Genomic DNA, 16437 nt, shown 5'->3' with positions numbered 1-16437 from the left:
GACAGGCGGCTTCCGCGACGGTGCTCAGGGATTTCAGGCAGGCGCGGCTGCCGGGGACGGCGGTGTACTGGCTGGCGTCGAGGACGGTCAGCTGCCGCAGGGTACGGCCTGCCAGCTCGTGCACCTGGGCGATGACCGCGACGAGCTGCTTCAGCAGCTCGCTGCCCAGTTCCGTCTTCAGACGCGTGACGCCGGTCTTGAGGGTGTCGAAGTCCGCGCCGAGCCGGCGCAGGTCTTCGACGGCTTTGAGGAGGTCGATCTGGGGAGTGGTGATGGTCGGTCTCCAGAAGGGGTCAGCGGGATCGGTGCGGTTGTCGTCGGCGGCGCCGACGGCGAAGATCTGTCCTGGCGGGGGCGCGTGGTGGCGGTGCCAGGTCCGGACGAAGTCCTTGGCCTGGCGGGAGCGGACCGGCACCAGGTGCAGCCGGGGCGTGCTCATGCGGCCTGTCCGAAGTCGGCCTAGATGGGGGTGTGTTTGGCGACGGCGCGGGCGGTGATGGCTTCGGAGGCGCGGGCGGAGGCGGCGGTCAGTTCGCCGGCGCCGGGCTCGGCATACCAGGGGCGCAGGTCGAGCATGGCGGCGCGCATGCCGGTGGCGAAGAGCAGGGCGGTGCCCTTGGACAGGGCGCGGATGGCGTCGGCGGGCAGGATCCGCTCCTGGCGCATGCTGACGGAGGTCGACTTCCCCGACTCGGAGGTGGAGGTGGAGGTGGTCTCGACGTCGTGGTCGCCGATCAGCCGGGACAGCTTGTCCGCGAAGTCCGGGTCATCGATACCGGAGCCGATGACCTTGACGGTGGCGGCGGACCACATCGCGTCCATGCCCGCATCGCCCCAGACCTTCTGGCCCTGGCGGTAGGACTGCAGGATCGTGATCGGGATGATCCCGCGCGAGCCGAGATGGGAGTACAGGTCGGGCAGGTCGCTGATCTTGCAGACGTTGGCGGCCTCGTCCAGGATCGCTAGCATCGGCGGGTCGAGTCTGCCTCCGGCGCGCTCGGCCTGCGCTGTGGCGGCCCGCATCACGGAGTCGGCGCAGGCAGCGATCAGCGCGGACGCGCCTCCGCCTCCGTCCTTGGACAGCAGGTACAGGGTGTCGGTGGAGGTGACGAACTCGGCCGGCCGGAACTCGGGCACGTTCTTCTGGGGGGTGACCCAGGCGGCGATCTCGCTGTTGAGGAGGGCGGCGGCGTACTGGCGGGCGGTCTCGTAGATGCCGTCGCGGGTCTCCGGCGGGCCTTCCACCGTGCCTTTGAGCTGGGCGGCGACCGCGGTGAACTGGTGGTCGCGCAGGATGTCGAGCGGGGTGCGGTCGGCGGGGAAGGCCAGCCACTGCATCACGTCGGTGATCGGCCGCTCATCGAGCGCTGCGGCGAGGAAGAGCTGGGAGAGGATGTTGGATCCGGCCTTGGACCAGAAGTCGCCTTGCTGGGAGGCGTCCACGGACGCGGCGAGGAAGTGGCCGGCCAGGCGGCCGGCACCGTCGAGGGTCTTGGCGTCGGCGAGCGGGTTCCACCACATCTCGCGGGCCGCGTGGGCGATCTGCTGCGGGTCCATCGACCACACCCGTCCCACCGTGGCGCGGGCGTCGTAGGTGGTGGTGAACGCATCGCCCGCAGCTTTGTTCGACGTCAGCAGGACCGGGCCGGGGGCGTTGAGGATGGACGGGATCGCCAGCGACGTGGTCTTTCCCGACCGCGGGGCCATGATGGCGACGGCCACGTCCTCGTACCCCATGCGGACCTCGTGCCGGGTGCCCTGGAGGTTGCCCAGGAGGATGCCCGTGTCCTTCGGCGCGATGTGCTTGGCGCTCTTCAGACTCGGGCGCAGCGAGCGCGCCTTGTCGGTGATCGCCTTGGCCATCAAGGGCTCGATGTCTCTCGGCTTGGCCATCGCCGCGATCTTCTTCTTCCGGCCGCCGCCGTTGTTCTTGTGCCGCGCCCACAGCAGGCCGGCCGTCGCGCCGAGGGCGAGCAGGACGGTGACGGGGACGATGCGGGCGCCGACTAGCAGGGACGTTTCACCAACGTCGGGCCAGAGCTGGTCGGGGTGGAGCAGGGCGGTGGTCGGCTGGTAGGACGCCCAGGGATGTCCGGCGAGGTAGGCGGTGAGGTTGCCGGACATCCAGGCGAGGTGGGACAGGGGGACGACGACGGCGAGGACGCCCATGAGGAGGCGGAAGGCGAGGTCGTAGCCGTCGGAGGTGTTGGTGGAGGCAGGGGGCAAAGGGCTGCGTGCTCCGGTGAGGGTGGAGGGGGGATCAGCGGGTGTGGCCGGGGTCGACGGACGGCTGCCGGGGAAGGCCGGGTGGTGCCGTCGGGGCCTTGTGACGGGCGGCGAGCGCGCGGACCCGGTCCTCCAGCACGAAGGCGATCTGGGAGGCCCGTACTTCGGCGCGAGTGTGGGTGACAAGGTGCGGGTCGCGGGTGGGGAGGCTGTTCACCGTGCTGATACGGGCCACCGGGGCGGGGTCGGTGAGCGCGGTGGTGAGCGCGGTGATCAGGTGCGGTGGGGTGTGCTCGCCGAAGTGGGCCTGCCACACCGGCCGCTGGGCTTGGTTCAGGGTGGTGGTCACCCACCAGACCAGGTGCCGGTCGCCTCGTGCAGGTCGACGCGTACCGCGCCGTCGGGGGAGACGAGCCGGTTGTCATGGGTCGTCGGTGACCAGCCCGCGTCGCGGAGCGGCGCCAAGGGGCCCCAGGCGTCTGCCACATCGCCGGTGGGGGCGGTGAGGGCGTCGGTGAACGCCGCGATGATCTCCACCGGGGTGCGGGCGCCGAAGCTGACGTACCAGGCGGGCCGGTCGGGTCCGGCGGCGTGCTGGATGGTCCACCATGCGCTGTCCGGGTCGGGCACCAGCCGCAGCAGCGCTTTCTGGTCGGGGCTGGAGAGGATGACGCGCGGCATGAGGGGGTCGTGGCCGTGGCTCCAGCCGCAGGCGCGGTGGAGAGGGACGGTGATCCAGGCGGGGTCACCGCCGCCGGCCAGATACCGCGGAGCGACGAAGTCGATCTCGACCGTCTGAGAGTCGTGCACGGACACCTCCGCGCCATGGTGGTGCGGCCGGTGACCGGGGCCGGTCGCGCGGCCGGTGGCCGGGACCAGGAGGCAGGGGGGCGCTTCACGGCCGTGTTGATCTCACCGATGACGTGGCCGTGGGTGGCCCAGTCGTCCAGGTAGCTCCAGCACTCGGCATGGTGCTCGGCGAGCGCGGTCTCGAAGGCTTCGCTGCCCCGCGGGAGACTGTCCTCGGTGGCGAGCCACTCCCCTTCCAGCGCGTCGAGGCGGTCCAGCGCGTCGCGCAGGACGCCAAGCTGGTGGACCCAGCGGGTCTGCGCGCCATCGGCGGGCACCAGAGGCAACTGATCCTCGAGGCGCTCCAGCAGGTACCGGGCGCCGGCACGCACCTCCTCGAACGCCGCGGCGGTCTCGGCGTCGCGCCGGCTCTGGCGCAGGCCGTAGGCGCGGTCGTCATACGGCCAGCCGTCGAGGTCGGTGTGCAGGTCGGAATACGAGTTCCAGGCGTCGAGGATCCTCTTGGCCTCGCCGATGTACCGGTCGAGACGGCGCAGGAACTCACGCTGAGTGGTGGGGTCGGGGGAAATGGGCAAAGTGCCTTTCGTAGGTCAGCGGCGTGCGGCCGGGCGTGGGGTGGAAGCGGTGGCGGCCGGTACGCCGGGTGTGCTCTGCGCAGCAGCGCGGCGGGATTTACGGGCGGCGGCGCGCACCGCTTTGAGCCGTGCGGCGTGCTCGGCGGCGAGTTGCTCGGCCTGCGGACCGCGCTCTTGCTGGGTGACCAGGTAGAGGTGCGGGACGTCGCCCCGGGCTCGCTGGACGGGTTCGTCAGTGGCCAGGGCCTTGGTGAAGGCGGCGATCAGATGCCGGGGCATGCGGTCCTCAAGCCAGCCAGTCCATACCCGTTCATGCCGCTCGGTGGTGGCTTCGGCGAGCCAGTGGAAGCCCAGGGCATCGTCGCTGAAGCGGCGTAGGTGCAGGTGTCCGTCGGGGTGGGAGGCGTCTTCGTTGCCGTGTTCGTCGCGGCGGTAGTGCCAGCCGGCCGCGGTGAGCTGGGACCAGACGTCCTCGGTGTGCTCGGGTACGGGTTCGAGCAGAGCGTCGGTGAGGGCACCCAGGATCTCCACAGGCGTGTTCGCCCCGAACTCGCTGTACCAGCTGCCCTGGTCGTGCTGTCCCCGGACGCGCCACCATCTTCCGTACGGTCCCGGCTGGGGCTCCAGCACCACGCTGTGGCTGCGGTCGGGGCTGGCCAGGACGACGTGGGGGAAGTCCGGGTCGGACAGGTTGTGCCATCCCGCGGCCCGCAGGGTCTGGGTGATCTGGCGGGGATCGCCGCCGCCGGCCAGGTAGCGGGGGCGGGTCTCGTACCAGATCAGGCCGTGCGGGTCGTTGGCGCGGGTGGGGATGTACGGCCGTGTCACCAGCGCGCTCCCCCGGCAGTGGGCGTCACCAGCAGGCCCTCGATGATCAGGCGTATCTCGTCGGTCACCGGCCGGTCGGTCTGGTCGGACGCCAGGTGGGCGGCGTCGCGCAGGACGTCACCGAGCAGGACCGGAACACCGGTGTCGGTGTCGGTGTCGAGGAGCGGGTCGGGCAGCGGCAGGGTGGCGGCGGCCAGCGGATTGCCGCGCAGGAATTCCTTGCTGTTGGTGAGGGTGTTGGTGGCCTGGGCGTTCCGGCTGGAGCCGGCGGAGGAGAAAGCGGGCAAGGCTGCCCTCCTTCCAGGGGAGCGATGGTTCGCCGCGGGTTATCGACCCGGCGCAAAAGCACGGGTTCACCGGATCTGGCCGAGGCGTCGGGCCGGGTGCAAGTGCGCGCTCGGAGGGTCAGCGGCGGGCAGTCGGGCGCGCGGCGGCCGATGGCGCCGGGACGCCTGCGGCTGTGGTGCTGAGCCGTCGAGCTGCGCGGGCCAGGGCGCGCAGGGTGTTCAGGCGCTTCTTGTGGGCCTCGATGATCTGCTCCGGTGTGACCGCGCTGCGCTGCTGGGTGACGCTTGGGAGGGCGGTGCGGTCGTACATGCCACGCTGGAGCGGGGCGGTGTCGGCGAGCGCGGTGATGAACGCCGTGACCAGGTGGAGAGGTGTGCCGGCATCGAAGCGGGCGTGCCAGATCCGGGAGCGAGGGCTGTCTGGGGCCGAGACCTCTACGTGCCAGGCCGCCGGGGAGTCGTCGGGCCGGTCGGCGTGCCGTTCGACGCGGCAGGTCGCATCCGGTGAACTGACCGCTTCACGGCCGTCGATCAGCCATCCGGCCGTGTCCAGCACGTCAAGGGGTGTGCTGTGCCGCTGTGGTGGAGGGGCGATGAGGGCGTCGGTGAAGGCGCCGAGAATCTCGGCGGGCACGAGTTCGCCGAACCCGGCGGCCCAGCTCCGTTCGGTCTCGGTGGCCTCGGCCCAAAGCCGCCACCAGGAGGACATCCCGTTCCCCGGCGTGAAGTCCAGGCGGTAACGGTGGTCGGGGCTGGTGAGGACGAGCTGAGGGCTGAGCGGGTCGGAGGTGCGTTTCCACCCGGCGGCGACCAGACCGTGGGTGACGTGCCGGGCGTCACCGGGGCCGGCGAGGTGCCGCGGGCTGGCGTCGAAGGGGATGCGCCACTCGTGCGTCCTGGCGAACTGCGCGAGCTGCTGTTCGCTCACCGGCACGAGCCGCACCCCGGCTTACTCGACTGGCGCAGATACTCGGTGAGACGAGACAAGGTGTCGGTGACGATGCGGATGTCATCCGGAGTGAGGTCGGGCACGGAACTCCTGGGCGGGTCGGGTCAGCGGCGCGTGCGGAAGGCGCCGGTTTTCGCGTGCGGCCGGGCGGTGGTGGGGCGGGCGCCGCGCGCCGAGTTGCGGGCCCAGGCGGCGGCGCGGGCGGCGGCGATGCGGGCCTGCTGCCAGGCGCCGAGCTGGGAGGGCAAGACGGACACGGAGGTGGTCTGGATCTTGCTGCTGTGCGGGACGCGTCCGCGCGGGCGCATCACCGGCTCCGGTGAGGCCAGCGCCGTGGAGAACGCCTGGACGAGGCGCAGGGGGGTGCTCGCGGAGAACTGGGCACTCCAGCCGTTGCCCTGCTCATCCCGCGCGCCTGACCACCACATCGCGTTGCCCTCACTGTCCTGGCGGAAGTGGAGCCACGCCGTCTCGTCGGGGCTGGTGGCGGTGTAGTGGCGGCCCTCTGCCCGCGCCACCCAGTCCTGCTGGGCCAGCGGCGCCCACACGTTGGGGGCGTGCGCGGAGCGCGGCTGGGTCAGTGCGTCGGTCAGTCCGGCGATGATCTCCACCGGTGTCTGCCGGCCGAACATCGCCCACCACTCGGCCTGCTCCCCGCGCGCCGTGCCCTGGATCACCCAGCCGCCCGGCTGGACGTAGGGGTCGTAGGTCAGGCGGATCGCGCGGTCCGCGCTCTGCATGACCAGTGGCCCGCCGGTCTTGGACTTGTCCCGCCAGCCCGAGGCGCGCAGGAACTCCGAGACGTGCCGGATGTCTCCTCCGCCGGCCAGCGTCCGCGGCTGGATGAGGTAGTGCTGCTCGGCCTGCTCGCCCGGCCCCGGTCCCGGCCAACGGGTCTTGCTCATCGGTGCCGCCTCGCGACCAGCGGCGCGGGCGACGCGGGCCGGGCCTCCGGTGTACCCGGCGTGGCCATCCGGGCGAGCGTCACCTGGTGTTCTTCGAGGTCGAGGCCGATGCTGTGCAGCTCGTTCGCGGCCCGGCCCAGGGCCAGACACACCTCCGGTGGCAGTACACCGCGCTCGGCCTGGTCCCTGGCGATACGGGCCCCGGTCTCCACCAGGCGGGTGAAGCTGTCCAGGAGGCTGTCGTCCGGGTGGAGGATGCGCGCGATAACGTTCAGGGCCTGGTCGGCGGGCAGCTGATCGAGGAGGCGGGACACCTGCCGCATCCACAGGGCGATCTGGTCGGTCTGCCCGACGATGCGCGGGTTCGGGTAGGGCATGCTCCTCCAAGAGCGTGAATGCGAAGATCAGCGCCGGCCGGGCGGATGAGTCTCATCGGGCACGGCCTCGGCGCGCGTACCAGCCAGAAGGCGGTAAGGGCCGGTGGGGACGCAGGTGCGCAGGTAGCGGCGGAACAGCGCGGTCGCCAGGCACGGGGGGTGTGCCGGCTCATCGGCGGTGGAATGCGGGGTGCTACGGGACCCTCCGGTGATCGGCGGGTGCGGACGGCAGCTGTGGTGCCGGGCGCGGTGCTTCCGCGACGGTGGGCGTATGGGCGATGTCCTTGCCCGCGCGGAGCATTTGATCGGCGGCTCGTGTGAGCGCGTCGGCTGTGCTCGCGAGCTGCTTGACCGGTTGAAGGTCTGCGCCGTCGGTCAGGGACCTGAGGCAGACGGTGACAACGGCCCGCCGGATCAGCGGCAGCAGTCCTTCGTCGGGACCGCCGATCTCGGCCAGCAGTGCTGCCCGCTCCCGGGCGTTTGATGCGTCACCGGCCCGTCGTGCCAGGTGGACGAGGTAGCGCAATGCGGCTTCCCGGCCACTGTCCGGTCCGGCCGAATCGTTCAGATACGGATCGAGGTGAACGGTGTATCCGGCAGCGAGCAGGGCCTGTGAGGCGGCCGTGGCCTTGCGGCGTTGCTCATGGAAGGGAAGACCGTAAGGAAGGCGGTGGCAGGTGGCACGCGGTCTGTCGGCAGCAAGGAAGCCCGAGCGCTGAAGAATCCCGGCCACCTGTTCGGTGCCGCCCAGAGCGAGGACCAGCCCGGTCCGGGTGTCCTTGGTGATGGTGACGTAATGCTGAACGTCGAAGTGCAACTCGGCCGGCTTCACCGGGAACGGGCCGATGTGCGGGCCGTGGCCGGGACCGGCGGGGTGACTGGTGCGGTGGAGGTCGGGGCGATGTGGCCCGAGGGGTGCTGGATCGCGGTGGCGATGCCGCGGGCACGCAGCTGCCGTCCTGTCTCCCGGACGGCACGGGCCTGCTCGACGGTGTCGTCGCCGGACAGCCGGTAGATGCCGGTCTGCTCCTGCTGGACGAAGCCGTTGGCCACCAGCACGGTCACGGCCGTGTCCCCGGCGGGGGCGGCGGCGAGGCTGCCGTCCGGCTGCCAGCTCAGCACGAGACGGTCCGGCTGCGAGGGCACGATGGCGTCGAGGGCATTGTGGCGGACCTGGGCGAGAGCGGCCTCGTAGCGGGGGAGCAGGTCACCGGCGACCTGCTCGGCACCGAGGAAGGGATCGTCCGCCACCGCGATCCCGTTCGGCTCGGCCACCCCGCGGTACGCCTCGTCGGGCAGGTCACGCGGGGCGACGGCGGCGATGAGGAAGCCGCCGAGTTCGTCGTACCGGTCGATGACGGCGAGCTGGGCGCCGTCCGGCCGGGACAGGACGGCCGCCTGCCGCAGCGGATGCTCGGCGAGGGAATCGGCGACGAGGTCCAGGTCCCAGATCCGCTCGTCCAGGGCGGCCAGGGCCTCTCGGTGTCCGGCGGGGTGGTGGGTGCTGCTCCAGGCGCCGGGCAGTTCGCCGGCCAGGACGTCGGCGAAGGAGGCGAGGCGTTCGGAGTCTTCGTGGTCGTGCATAAGGTCCTTGAGCGAGAAGAACGGGGGAGGGAGATGTTCAGCGGCGCGGTCCGGCGGCCACGGGCGGCGGAGGGACGAAAAGGGCGCGCGGCGGGGGCGGGCAGGCACACACGGCGGACCGTTCGCGCTCCCCGGCGGGGACCTCTCGGGTGCACTCGGTGCGGCCGGGGTGCGGGGCGTGCCGGTCGGCGAGGTCGTTGCGGGTGTGGACGAGGTCGGTGGCGATTACGCGCAGGGTCTCCTCGGCCAGGCAGCGCAGCCGCCGTGCGGTGTACGGGGCCGAGTCCGTGCCCAGACCGTCGTGGAACTCGGCTGCGGCGGTGAGGATGTGACCGACGGCGTCGAGGATGCCGTCGCAGGGGGCGGTCAGCTCCGTCAGGATCCCGGCGGCCTCGTCGGTGGTCGTCGCCTGCCGGAGGCGCTCGGCGAGGTGGGCGACCGATTCGCCGAGCGCCTGGTAGCGGAGGGGGCGGTGGCTGGTGTCGAAGTCCGCATCGCAGTCGACGTGGTAGCCGACCGCGCGCAGCCGGGCGACCGCCTCGGTGGCGAGCCCGGTCTCTTCGTCCCGTGGAAGGCCGGTGGGGGCTCGGTGGTAGGTCTCGTGCAGGCGGTGGACGGGTACGAAGCCCGCGCGTTGCAGGATGCTGTGGGCTTCAAGGTCACCGTCGCGCGCGAGGACCTCCTCGGAGTCCGGGTCGCGGCGGATGGTCAGATAGCGGTCGGACAGAGGCAAAGGGAAGCGTTTCTCCTACGGTGAAAGCCCGTCCGCGGCGTGGGCAGCGGGCACAACGGGGACTGCCAGCACCCGGCCGGGGCGGGCGGTCAGACGGGTGGCGGTGGCGTCGAGGTCCTGCTGGATGCGGTGCAGGCGGCGGGCGATCAGCTCCAGGCGGTGCCCGATGTTGGGGCCGCTACCGGGCTGGAGTGTGGCGCGGTGCGCGGTGTGCTCGATGAGACCGCGCACGGCGGCCAGCGGACCGGACCGTTCATCGGCGAGCTGGGTGAGGACGCCCGCCATCTGCGCGGACGCATCCGGCACGGACCCGGTCGGGTGCCGACGGCGGGCGCGGGAGCGGCCAGGTGCAGCTCCTGTTCGATACGGCGAGCCTCCGCTCCCACCCGTCCCAGCAGACCGGCGGGCAGATCCTGCCAGGCGCCGTCCAGCCGGATGAGGTTGGCGATCACATCCAGGCGCCCGGACTGCGCCTGCACGGCGATCCACCGGCAGCCGGCCGTGTCACCGGGGTTCTCGAAGCCGGCCGCGCGGGCGAGACGGTGGGCAACCTCCGCCCACTCCGCACCGTTCAGGCGGCGGTCGTCGGGGTGGAGCTGGACGTCGAGGTGGACGACGGCCATCCGGTCACCGGCGGGGCTGGCGGCGAACGGGTATTCCAGCAGGGGGTCTTCCAGGTGCTCGGCCCACTGGGCGGCCGTCCACGCCGAGGTTTCACCGTCCAGGATGTAGGCGTCCAGGCCCGGCCAGTAGGCGACCACCATGTCCTTCGACAGCACCTCCTCCGCGCTCACTACGTGCCCCAGGGCTTCGCCGAGTGGGCCGTGCGGGGTGCCGGAGGATTCGTTGAAACGGGCAATCACGCTGGTACGTCTCCGGTGATGCGGACGGGGAACTGCTCGGTGACGCCGGGGGCCGTACAGCCGCCACGGCGAGGGCGTGGCCGGCACAGCGGGCGGAGGGAGTCACCGGCCGCTGCGAGCCTCGGCGATGTGAACGAGCTGGCCCAGGGCCGTCGTGGTGTACCAGCCGCAGTCGACGACCGCGCTGGCGTGGCCGGCGTACCTCGGCAACAGGTGATCCTCCATGGCCCGCAGGAAGATCAGGCAGTCCGGGCAGCGCCGCGACAGATGCACCAGGTAGCGAGGGTGGGCGGTGACGAACGTCTGTGCACCGCCATTGGGATCGCGCAGCCGCCATCCGTCCTCGTCGGTCGGGGTATGCCAGGACGGGGCGACAACCCACATCGCATCCCCCCACAGCTCACCGCCGGCCACACCCTTGATGACGACGATCTGGTCACCCGCCTGGAAGTGCCCGTGAGTGATGTCCCGGGCGGGCGTGAGCGGGTCAGGCGTCGGCGCGAAAGCAGGGGTGGACGGCGGGGTCCAGGGCGGTGGGAGCAAGGCGAATCCTTCCACGTGGGACGTGTAGTGGCGGGAGGATCAATGGTCCGCAGGATCGCCGGTTTGGCTAACCGGCGAGTCCCGGCTATGTTCCGTCCGCTTCTCGGGCTGTTGGTGCAGGCCAATCGGGGACGTAGATCGCTCGCAGCACCGTTGGGCCGAGCAGTACGGAGCATCATTGCGAGGTATGCCACAGGCGAAGGGAAGCTCGGTGTTCATGCGCCCAGCTTGATACCGTGGATACGTCAGGTGTGAAGAATGCCCTGGCGCCTTGTGCTGCTCGTCAGCCGCTTCGCCTCCTTGGGATCCTTGAGGCCCCGGGGGGCAGCAGGATTGACCCCCGCGGCCTCGCCGACCGAGGTGACTGTCTGGAGGTGTCCTGCAAGGAGTCCGGTCGACGGAGTTGATCCGATTGGAGTGCTTGCTGAACTGCGGTGGCGACGCGTTGCTGTACCTGAGTCTGTGATGAGTCGGGCAGGACTCGGTTTTGACCACATGAAGTGTGGTCAGACCGAGCCTGCCTATGCCCGGACTGACCACCAGACCAGGAAGGTCGACGTGGAAGTCCCCAACTGGGCAGTGACGATCCTTTGCGGGCTGGGCGTGATCACCCTCGTACTGAGGAAAATGCCAGTCGTTTTGCGTGAGTTCCAGAAGGTGACGTCGGCTTACTACGACCTGCGAGACGAGATCGCCCGGAGGCGGCGGTCCCGAAAGCGCAAGAAGTAGCCGGCGTCCAGCGTGAGCCCCGGACCAGTTCCGGGGCTTTCGTGCCTACGGGTTGTGACCGGTACGGTTCCGCGCATGAAGAGCGGAAGATGGGCGGGCGTGACTGCGGTGGTCGTGGGTGGAGCAGCACTACTCATTGGGCGTGTGATCCGGGAGGTCGCGGCGCGGTCGAGCAACGCGGATGACGGGCCACGCACTCGAACGCTTTGGCACTGGCGCTGTGAGTGCGGCGGCAACTCTCGCGGCGGCGAGACCTCTGAGTTTCTTGCGCAGTGCAATGCCGACAGGCACAGGTTCCGTAAGCCGGTGGGGCATCCGATCCCGGAGGTCTACTCGGTCGAGGAGGAGGCCGACTACTAGTGCTTCGTTAGGTTCTGGGCTGTTTGCGGCTTCTCCGAGGGCTGGGCAGGGGTCGTCCGCAGGTGGCGCAGGTACCGGTCCAGCACCTCAGCAGGTCCTGAAGAGCGTCGAGGACCTGATAGAGGGGCAGGCCGGTATACGGGCTTTTGGGTCGTGCCGCCTGAGGGTGAGAAAGGCTTGTGCGGCGGTGACGAGGGTGACGTGATGGTGCCAGCCGCGCCAGGTGCGGCCTGCGAAATGGTCCAGTCCGAGGCCGTGCTTGAGCTGTAATGAAGCGCTACTAGTCGAGAGAGTCAGCGAAACGGGTTCTCCGTCCCACGGTCCTGTTCGGTGGCGGCATCGAGGAGTTCGGGCAGGTCGGTGCCGTCGGTGTCGCGTTGGTCGATCCACCATCCGGCGCGGGTAATGGTGCGGGCCTTCTCTTCCAGTTCCGCCCAGTCGGCGTCGTCCCAGGTGCCTTCGATGACGAGGGCGGTGTGGGCTGCGGCCATGAACTGGTGGCGGGAGCGTTCGCCCCAGGCCAGAGCGCGTTCGGGGCCTTCCAGCGGGGGCATGTCGAACTGGGCGGCCCACTCGGCGGCGGCCCGCTGTTCCTCGGCGCGCTTGGCGGCGAGCCACTCCTCCTTGGAAGCGGTGTCGGCGCTGCGGGCGGCCTTCCAGCAGTCCGTGCAGTCCCGTGCGGCGAGCCACCGGGCGAACCCGGCCCGCCGGTCGGCGGCGCGATCGGACAGGTCGTGGACAACTTCGTGGCCGCAGGCGTGTTCGACGGTCCACTTCGTGCGGACAGCCATAGATCATTCTCCTCGGGACAGGTCGCAGGGATGGAGAGGGAGGAAGAGTCCGCCGCAGCGCGGTCGGGCCTACGCCCGGCGGGTGGTGGCCGTGTTGCGGGCCGGTGATGTGGGAGGCGTGGTGCTCACTGCGGGACGGGGTCGTGTCCGGGGTGGAGCCGGGGTGCGGTGTGGGGGCAGGACGCCGACGGTCGCGCCGAGGTCTTCTGCCGCGTCGTGGACTTCCTGCGTGAGGAAAGTCAGTTGCCGGCTGAGGGCGGCGAGCCGGGCGCCGGTCTGCTGGCCGCGGACGGTGTCCAGGGCGTAGGAGAAGCGGGCCGCGGTGTCGAGGAGGCGCTCCAGCCGGACGAGGGGGCCGGCTTCGTAGCCGGGCTTGCGGCGGTGAGCAGGGCCTCGGATACTTCTCCGGCGGTGCGGGCCTCGACCACGTCCTGGAGCAGTTCCTGCACGGGGTGCTCCGGTGTGGGCTCGGGCCGGTTGAAGCGGGAGGGGGCGTCCGGGCGCAGGACGCCGGGCGGGACCGCGCGGGGCAGGGCCCGGCCGGCGGCCAGTTCGTCGTCGTAGTGCCCGATGACCTCCCAGCCCGCCACGGCATCCAGGTCGCCGGCCAGGCCGATGACGATGGAGGTGTCGTCCTGGACCAGGTAGGCGAGGGTGATGAGGCGGCCGTCGGCCGCGTACCAGGACTCGATCGGCTCCAGCTCGCCCCGCCGTCGGGCGGCACGGGCCTGGTCGGTCCACCGGCGCTTGTCCTCGGCGGAGAGTTCGGGACCGGGTTGATGGTGCTGGTCGGCGAGATCGGCGGCGATGGGGCCGTAATCGGCCCAGAACGCCAGGTGCGGCCACACGGCAGTGTGCTGCTGACGCTGCTCGGCTGAGCCCATCGGTCCGGCTGGGTGGGTCAGGGCGTGGGTGATCTCGGTGTGGGAGGCGGCGAGGGCGTCGAGCAGGTCACGCCAGGCTTCGGTGTGCGGGGCCGGTGGCAGGTGGTCGAGGCCGCTGCGGGCGACGGTGAGCAACTGCTGGCCGTGCTCGACTGCGGCGGCGTCGTGGTGGACGGTGCGGCCGTAGCGGTCCCGGGTGGCATCGAGCGCGGTCTCACTCTCGCGGTCGATGACCGCCATCCGCAGCCGGAAACTGCGCGCCCGGTCGGCGAGGTGCGTGGCGCTGGGCGGGGTGGTGTCGGGGATCGGGTTCTCCTGGCGGACGGGTTTCAGCGGCGCTGGGGCCTGTTGGGCGGTGCTTGGGCGCTCATGGCTGGCGCTCGTGCGGGTGCGGCCGGCTCGTCGGGCGGGGTGTAGCGCAGGCCGGGGTCGAGGTCCACGCGGTAGCGGGCGGTGGAGAGCATGCCCGCCGCCCAGGTCGCGTGCCTGTTCTCCCAGTCGCGGCCGAGGTCGAACGGCAGCCGGACCCAGACCCGGCCGCGCAGCGCCGGCAGGAAGAGGAACCCTGCCCGGAGCAGCACATCCTTGGCCACCGCGTCGATCCTTCCGCTGACTTCGACCTCGCCGCCCCGCCCGCGGGTGATGCGGATCGTCTCGTCGTCGGGTGTCATCGCGACCGTCCCGTGTGCAGGTGCACGGTCGGGGCGTAGGCGGGCTTCGGCGGGATCGGGCGCGCGGCGGGTGCGGTGGTGGGCGGCGTGGCACGGTGCTGCGGCGAGCGCACGGCCGCCGCCTGGGCGAGCCGGGCGCGCCGCTCCGGCAGAGCGTGGGGCCGGGCCTGGCGCGCTGACCGCGACGGTGGGTCGGGGTCCAGGCGGAGGTCGGCGTCTACCGTGTAGCCCAGGGAGCGTAGGTCGTTGACGGCGTGGCGGGCGCGGCGCGGACCGTCACGGTCGGGCTCGGTGAGCCGGAACAGTGCGGGGTGGCCGGGGACGGGCTCGAACTGCTCGCGGGTGAGGAACCAGTGGCCCAGGTGGGCGGGCATGGTCGCGGTGAACGCGGCGACGAAGCCATGTTCTGGGTGGGTGCCGAAGGCGAAGTGCGTGCCAGGGTCCAAGAAGGAGCCTTCCTAACGGTGGGCGGGTTTGCCTGCGGGCAGGGCACGGGGCGGTGGTGCGGTCAGCGCGGGTGTGGGAGGTGGGCTCGGTGCTGCGGCGCGGGCCTGGCGCAGGAAGCTGTCGCTGTGGGTGAGCCAGGTCGCGATCACCGGCCAGGCGCGCTGGTGGTGTTCGGCGCGGGTCAGCACGGCACCGTTGGCCAGGTCATCACGTGTTTCTTGCGCGGTGAGGAGCGCGGCGGCGAGCCGGCCGAGGGCCTCGGCGTCCTGCGGCCAGGGGGTGGCCGCGGGGCGGCACCGGTCCAGCAGCACCGGGGCGTGGTCCACGACGGTGAGGAACTCCCGCCACGCACGGTCCAGGAAGGCACCGGCCGCCGTGGCAGAACCCCCGGGACCAGTCGGCAAGGCAGTCTCGGCCCCCGAGATGGCACGCGGTTCGTGCCGGGCATCCAGTTCTGACTGGATGAGGTGGAGTGCTTCGGCCACCATCGTGATGCGCCGTTCGTGAACGGCCCGCTCGTAGGCGGGCAGGTAGCGTTCGGTGATCGCCTGTGCCGCACGGCCGGGGAGTGGCGGCACGATGATGCTGCGCGGGCTTCGTGAACCGTCCACCTCGCCGAACGCCTCGGGTGCGAAGGCGCCGACCAGGTAGTCGTGCCGGTGACCGGGGCGTTCGGCCAGCAGCAGGGTGGTGTCGGTGGCCCGGTTGGTGAGGGTGGCGACGCAGGGGACCTGGGCGGCCCGCACGGCGTCGGCGAGGTCGCCGCTGCCCCACAGGTAGGGGATGAGGTCTTCCTGCCACACCGGGTGGGAGTAGATCTCGACCTGCGTGTCCCACTGGCCGGGCAGGAGGCGGGCGATGTCACGGGCGGTGTCCCCGATGAATCGCCGGCTGCTGGCCGTCACCTCGATTTTCGACGCCCGGGCAGACCGGACCAAAGAGCCCAGGGCGTCTCTGGCCGCCGCCTCGTCCGCATCGGGCAAGCAGTACACCCCACCCTCACCCCGGCAAAACCCGGTCTCGCCCAGAACCTCTTCCGCGATCTCGTACTGCCTGCCGGTGGCGATGGCGACGACGCCCAAGCCCCGGCTGTAGGCGAGGGTGATCTGCGCGTCAGCCATGGACGGCCTCGCGACGTATGAGCGAGCGCAGGCTGCGGCCGTACTGCCAGGCGTGCTCGCGGACGGCGGCTTCCAGCTGGTCGTAGCCGGGCTGGGCGGTCATCTGCCCGGGGTGCTTGCGGTAGCGGTAGACCGGCTGGGGCAGCAGGATCCCCGGGGCGAGGCTGGTGATGCCGATGGCCGTCATGTAGTCCTCGCCCTGGACGAGGCCGCCCATCGGGGCGGCGCGCACCAGATCGGTGCGGGCCAGGATCGTGGTGGGCCCGATGGGGATGGTGTCGGCCGGCGAGCGCCAGTACGTCCACACATCCCCTGCCTCGTGCCGGCCGGGCGGTGTCGGGCACCGCCACAGCGTGGTGGCGCCGTCGGGGTGGAGGTCCTCGCTCCAGCCGGCGCACCAGCCCACCCCCGTCTGCTCCAGGGTGGCGAGCCGTGCCGCCAGCGCGCCGTCGGGGAACAGGTCGTCATCATCCGCCCAGTTCACGTACGGGGTGCCGACGAGGTTGAGGGCGAGGTTGCGGGCGCAGGCGGCGCCGACGGGCCGCGGCAACGCCAAGGTGCGTACGCGTGGATCGTCGGCCAGCGGAGCTGGGAGGCGTGCGGGGTCGGCGCCGTCGAGGGCGATGACGGCCTCCCACGGGGCGGTCTGCCGGGTGAGGCTGGTGTGCAGGGCGGTCAGGAAGCCGAGGCGGTCCTCGCGCAGGCGGGTGGCGATGACGACCGTGATCACAGGCTGCGTGGGCAGGGCAAGATC

Annotated in this window: 20 protein-coding genes and 1 pseudogene; 1 reads left to right on the top strand and 20 read right to left on the bottom strand. The window is 71.3% G+C overall.

Annotated features, from left to right (window positions below; translation table 11 throughout):
* Positions 1 to 118 precede the first annotated feature (118 nt).
* Complete coding sequence (locus ACZ4W9_RS34460; RefSeq protein WP_467942396.1) at positions 119 to 463, top strand: hypothetical protein; 345 nt, start codon at positions 119 to 121, stop codon at positions 461 to 463.
* On the opposite strand, the gene ACZ4W9_RS34455 is transcribed toward ACZ4W9_RS34460, so the two are convergent.
* The 20 genes and pseudogenes from ACZ4W9_RS34455 to ACZ4W9_RS34360 form a co-directional block, all read right to left on the bottom strand.
* Positions 460 to 2169: a type IV secretory system conjugative DNA transfer family protein gene (locus ACZ4W9_RS34455; protein WP_467942419.1), complete on the bottom strand. Its 1710-nt coding sequence runs from the start codon at positions 2167 to 2169 to the stop codon at positions 460 to 462. The genes ACZ4W9_RS34460 and ACZ4W9_RS34455 overlap by 4 nt on opposite strands.
* 91 nt (positions 2170 to 2260) lie before the next feature.
* The gene (locus ACZ4W9_RS34450) at positions 2261 to 2575 is read right to left on the bottom strand and encodes an SPDY domain-containing protein (protein ID WP_467942394.1); all 315 of its coding nucleotides are present in this window, start codon (positions 2573 to 2575) and stop codon (positions 2261 to 2263) included.
* Positions 2572 to 3036, bottom strand: coding sequence for an SPDY domain-containing protein (locus tag ACZ4W9_RS34445; RefSeq protein ID WP_467942393.1), 465 nt, complete (start codon positions 3034 to 3036; stop codon positions 2572 to 2574). Before ACZ4W9_RS34445 ends, ACZ4W9_RS34450 begins: the two co-directional genes overlap by 4 nt.
* 590 nt (positions 3037 to 3626) lie before the next feature.
* Positions 3627 to 4439, bottom strand: a complete 813-nt coding sequence (locus tag ACZ4W9_RS34440) for an SPDY domain-containing protein (RefSeq protein ID WP_467942392.1) — start codon at positions 4437 to 4439, stop codon at positions 3627 to 3629.
* Positions 4436 to 4726, bottom strand: coding sequence for a hypothetical protein (locus ACZ4W9_RS34435; protein WP_467942390.1), 291 nt, complete (start codon positions 4724 to 4726; stop codon positions 4436 to 4438). Before ACZ4W9_RS34435 ends, ACZ4W9_RS34440 begins: the two co-directional genes overlap by 4 nt.
* A 118-nt stretch (positions 4727 to 4844) precedes the next feature.
* Entirely contained in the window at positions 4845 to 5654 is an 810-nt protein-coding gene (locus ACZ4W9_RS34430; RefSeq protein ID WP_467942389.1) for an SPDY domain-containing protein, read from the bottom strand.
* A gap of 125 nt (positions 5655 to 5779) precedes the next feature.
* Positions 5780 to 6580, bottom strand: a complete 801-nt coding sequence (locus tag ACZ4W9_RS34425; RefSeq protein WP_467942388.1) for an SPDY domain-containing protein — start codon at positions 6578 to 6580, stop codon at positions 5780 to 5782.
* Complete coding sequence (locus ACZ4W9_RS34420; RefSeq protein ID WP_467942386.1) at positions 6577 to 6957, bottom strand: hypothetical protein; 381 nt, start codon at positions 6955 to 6957, stop codon at positions 6577 to 6579. Before ACZ4W9_RS34420 ends, ACZ4W9_RS34425 begins: the two co-directional genes overlap by 4 nt.
* A 193-nt stretch (positions 6958 to 7150) precedes the next feature.
* The gene (locus ACZ4W9_RS34415; RefSeq protein WP_467942385.1) at positions 7151 to 7789 is read right to left on the bottom strand and encodes a hypothetical protein; all 639 of its coding nucleotides are present in this window, start codon (positions 7787 to 7789) and stop codon (positions 7151 to 7153) included.
* Positions 7786 to 8541 carry a hypothetical protein gene (locus ACZ4W9_RS34410; RefSeq protein ID WP_467942383.1) on the bottom strand — a complete coding sequence of 252 codons (756 nt, stop codon included), beginning with the start codon at positions 8539 to 8541 and terminating at the stop codon, positions 7786 to 7788. Before ACZ4W9_RS34410 ends, ACZ4W9_RS34415 begins: the two co-directional genes overlap by 4 nt.
* 37 nt (positions 8542 to 8578) lie before the next feature.
* The gene (locus ACZ4W9_RS34405) at positions 8579 to 9274 is read right to left on the bottom strand and encodes a hypothetical protein (RefSeq protein WP_467942382.1); all 696 of its coding nucleotides are present in this window, start codon (positions 9272 to 9274) and stop codon (positions 8579 to 8581) included.
* 146 nt (positions 9275 to 9420) lie between these two features.
* Positions 9421 to 10137 carry a hypothetical protein gene (locus tag ACZ4W9_RS34400; protein ID WP_467942380.1) on the bottom strand — a complete coding sequence of 239 codons (717 nt, stop codon included), beginning with the start codon at positions 10135 to 10137 and terminating at the stop codon, positions 9421 to 9423.
* Positions 10138 to 10239: 102 nt separating this feature from the next.
* Positions 10240 to 10680 carry a hypothetical protein gene (locus ACZ4W9_RS34395; protein ID WP_467942418.1) on the bottom strand — a complete coding sequence of 147 codons (441 nt, stop codon included), beginning with the start codon at positions 10678 to 10680 and terminating at the stop codon, positions 10240 to 10242.
* Between the two features lie 1176 nt (positions 10681 to 11856).
* Positions 11857 to 12036, bottom strand: a pseudogene (locus ACZ4W9_RS34390) (IS701 family transposase); the annotation flags it as partial.
* 26 nt (positions 12037 to 12062) lie between these two features.
* Positions 12063 to 12560 (bottom strand): hypothetical protein, encoded by a 498-nt coding sequence (locus ACZ4W9_RS34385; RefSeq protein ID WP_467942379.1) that lies wholly within the window; start codon positions 12558 to 12560, stop codon positions 12063 to 12065.
* 239 nt (positions 12561 to 12799) lie between these two features.
* Positions 12800 to 13684 carry a hypothetical protein gene (locus ACZ4W9_RS34380; protein WP_467942377.1) on the bottom strand — a complete coding sequence of 295 codons (885 nt, stop codon included), beginning with the start codon at positions 13682 to 13684 and terminating at the stop codon, positions 12800 to 12802.
* A gap of 89 nt (positions 13685 to 13773) precedes the next feature.
* A complete protein-coding gene (locus ACZ4W9_RS34375; protein ID WP_467942376.1) occupies positions 13774 to 14115 on the bottom strand; it encodes a hypothetical protein in 342 nt (113 codons plus the stop codon).
* Positions 14112 to 14561, bottom strand: coding sequence for a hypothetical protein (locus ACZ4W9_RS34370; protein WP_467942374.1), 450 nt, complete (start codon positions 14559 to 14561; stop codon positions 14112 to 14114). The genes ACZ4W9_RS34375 and ACZ4W9_RS34370 overlap by 4 nt, the downstream gene beginning before the upstream one ends.
* A 12-nt stretch (positions 14562 to 14573) precedes the next feature.
* Positions 14574 to 15683 (bottom strand): hypothetical protein, encoded by a 1110-nt coding sequence (locus tag ACZ4W9_RS34365; RefSeq protein ID WP_467942373.1) that lies wholly within the window; start codon positions 15681 to 15683, stop codon positions 14574 to 14576.
* Entirely contained in the window at positions 15676 to 16413 is a 738-nt protein-coding gene (locus ACZ4W9_RS34360) for a glycosyltransferase family 2 protein (RefSeq protein ID WP_467942372.1), read from the bottom strand. Before ACZ4W9_RS34360 ends, ACZ4W9_RS34365 begins: the two co-directional genes overlap by 8 nt.
* Positions 16414 to 16437 lie beyond the last annotated feature (24 nt).

It is taken from the genome of Streptomyces sp. NPDC029296, from assembly GCF_055569255.1.
This window is presented reverse-complemented; position numbering and strand designations above follow the sequence as displayed.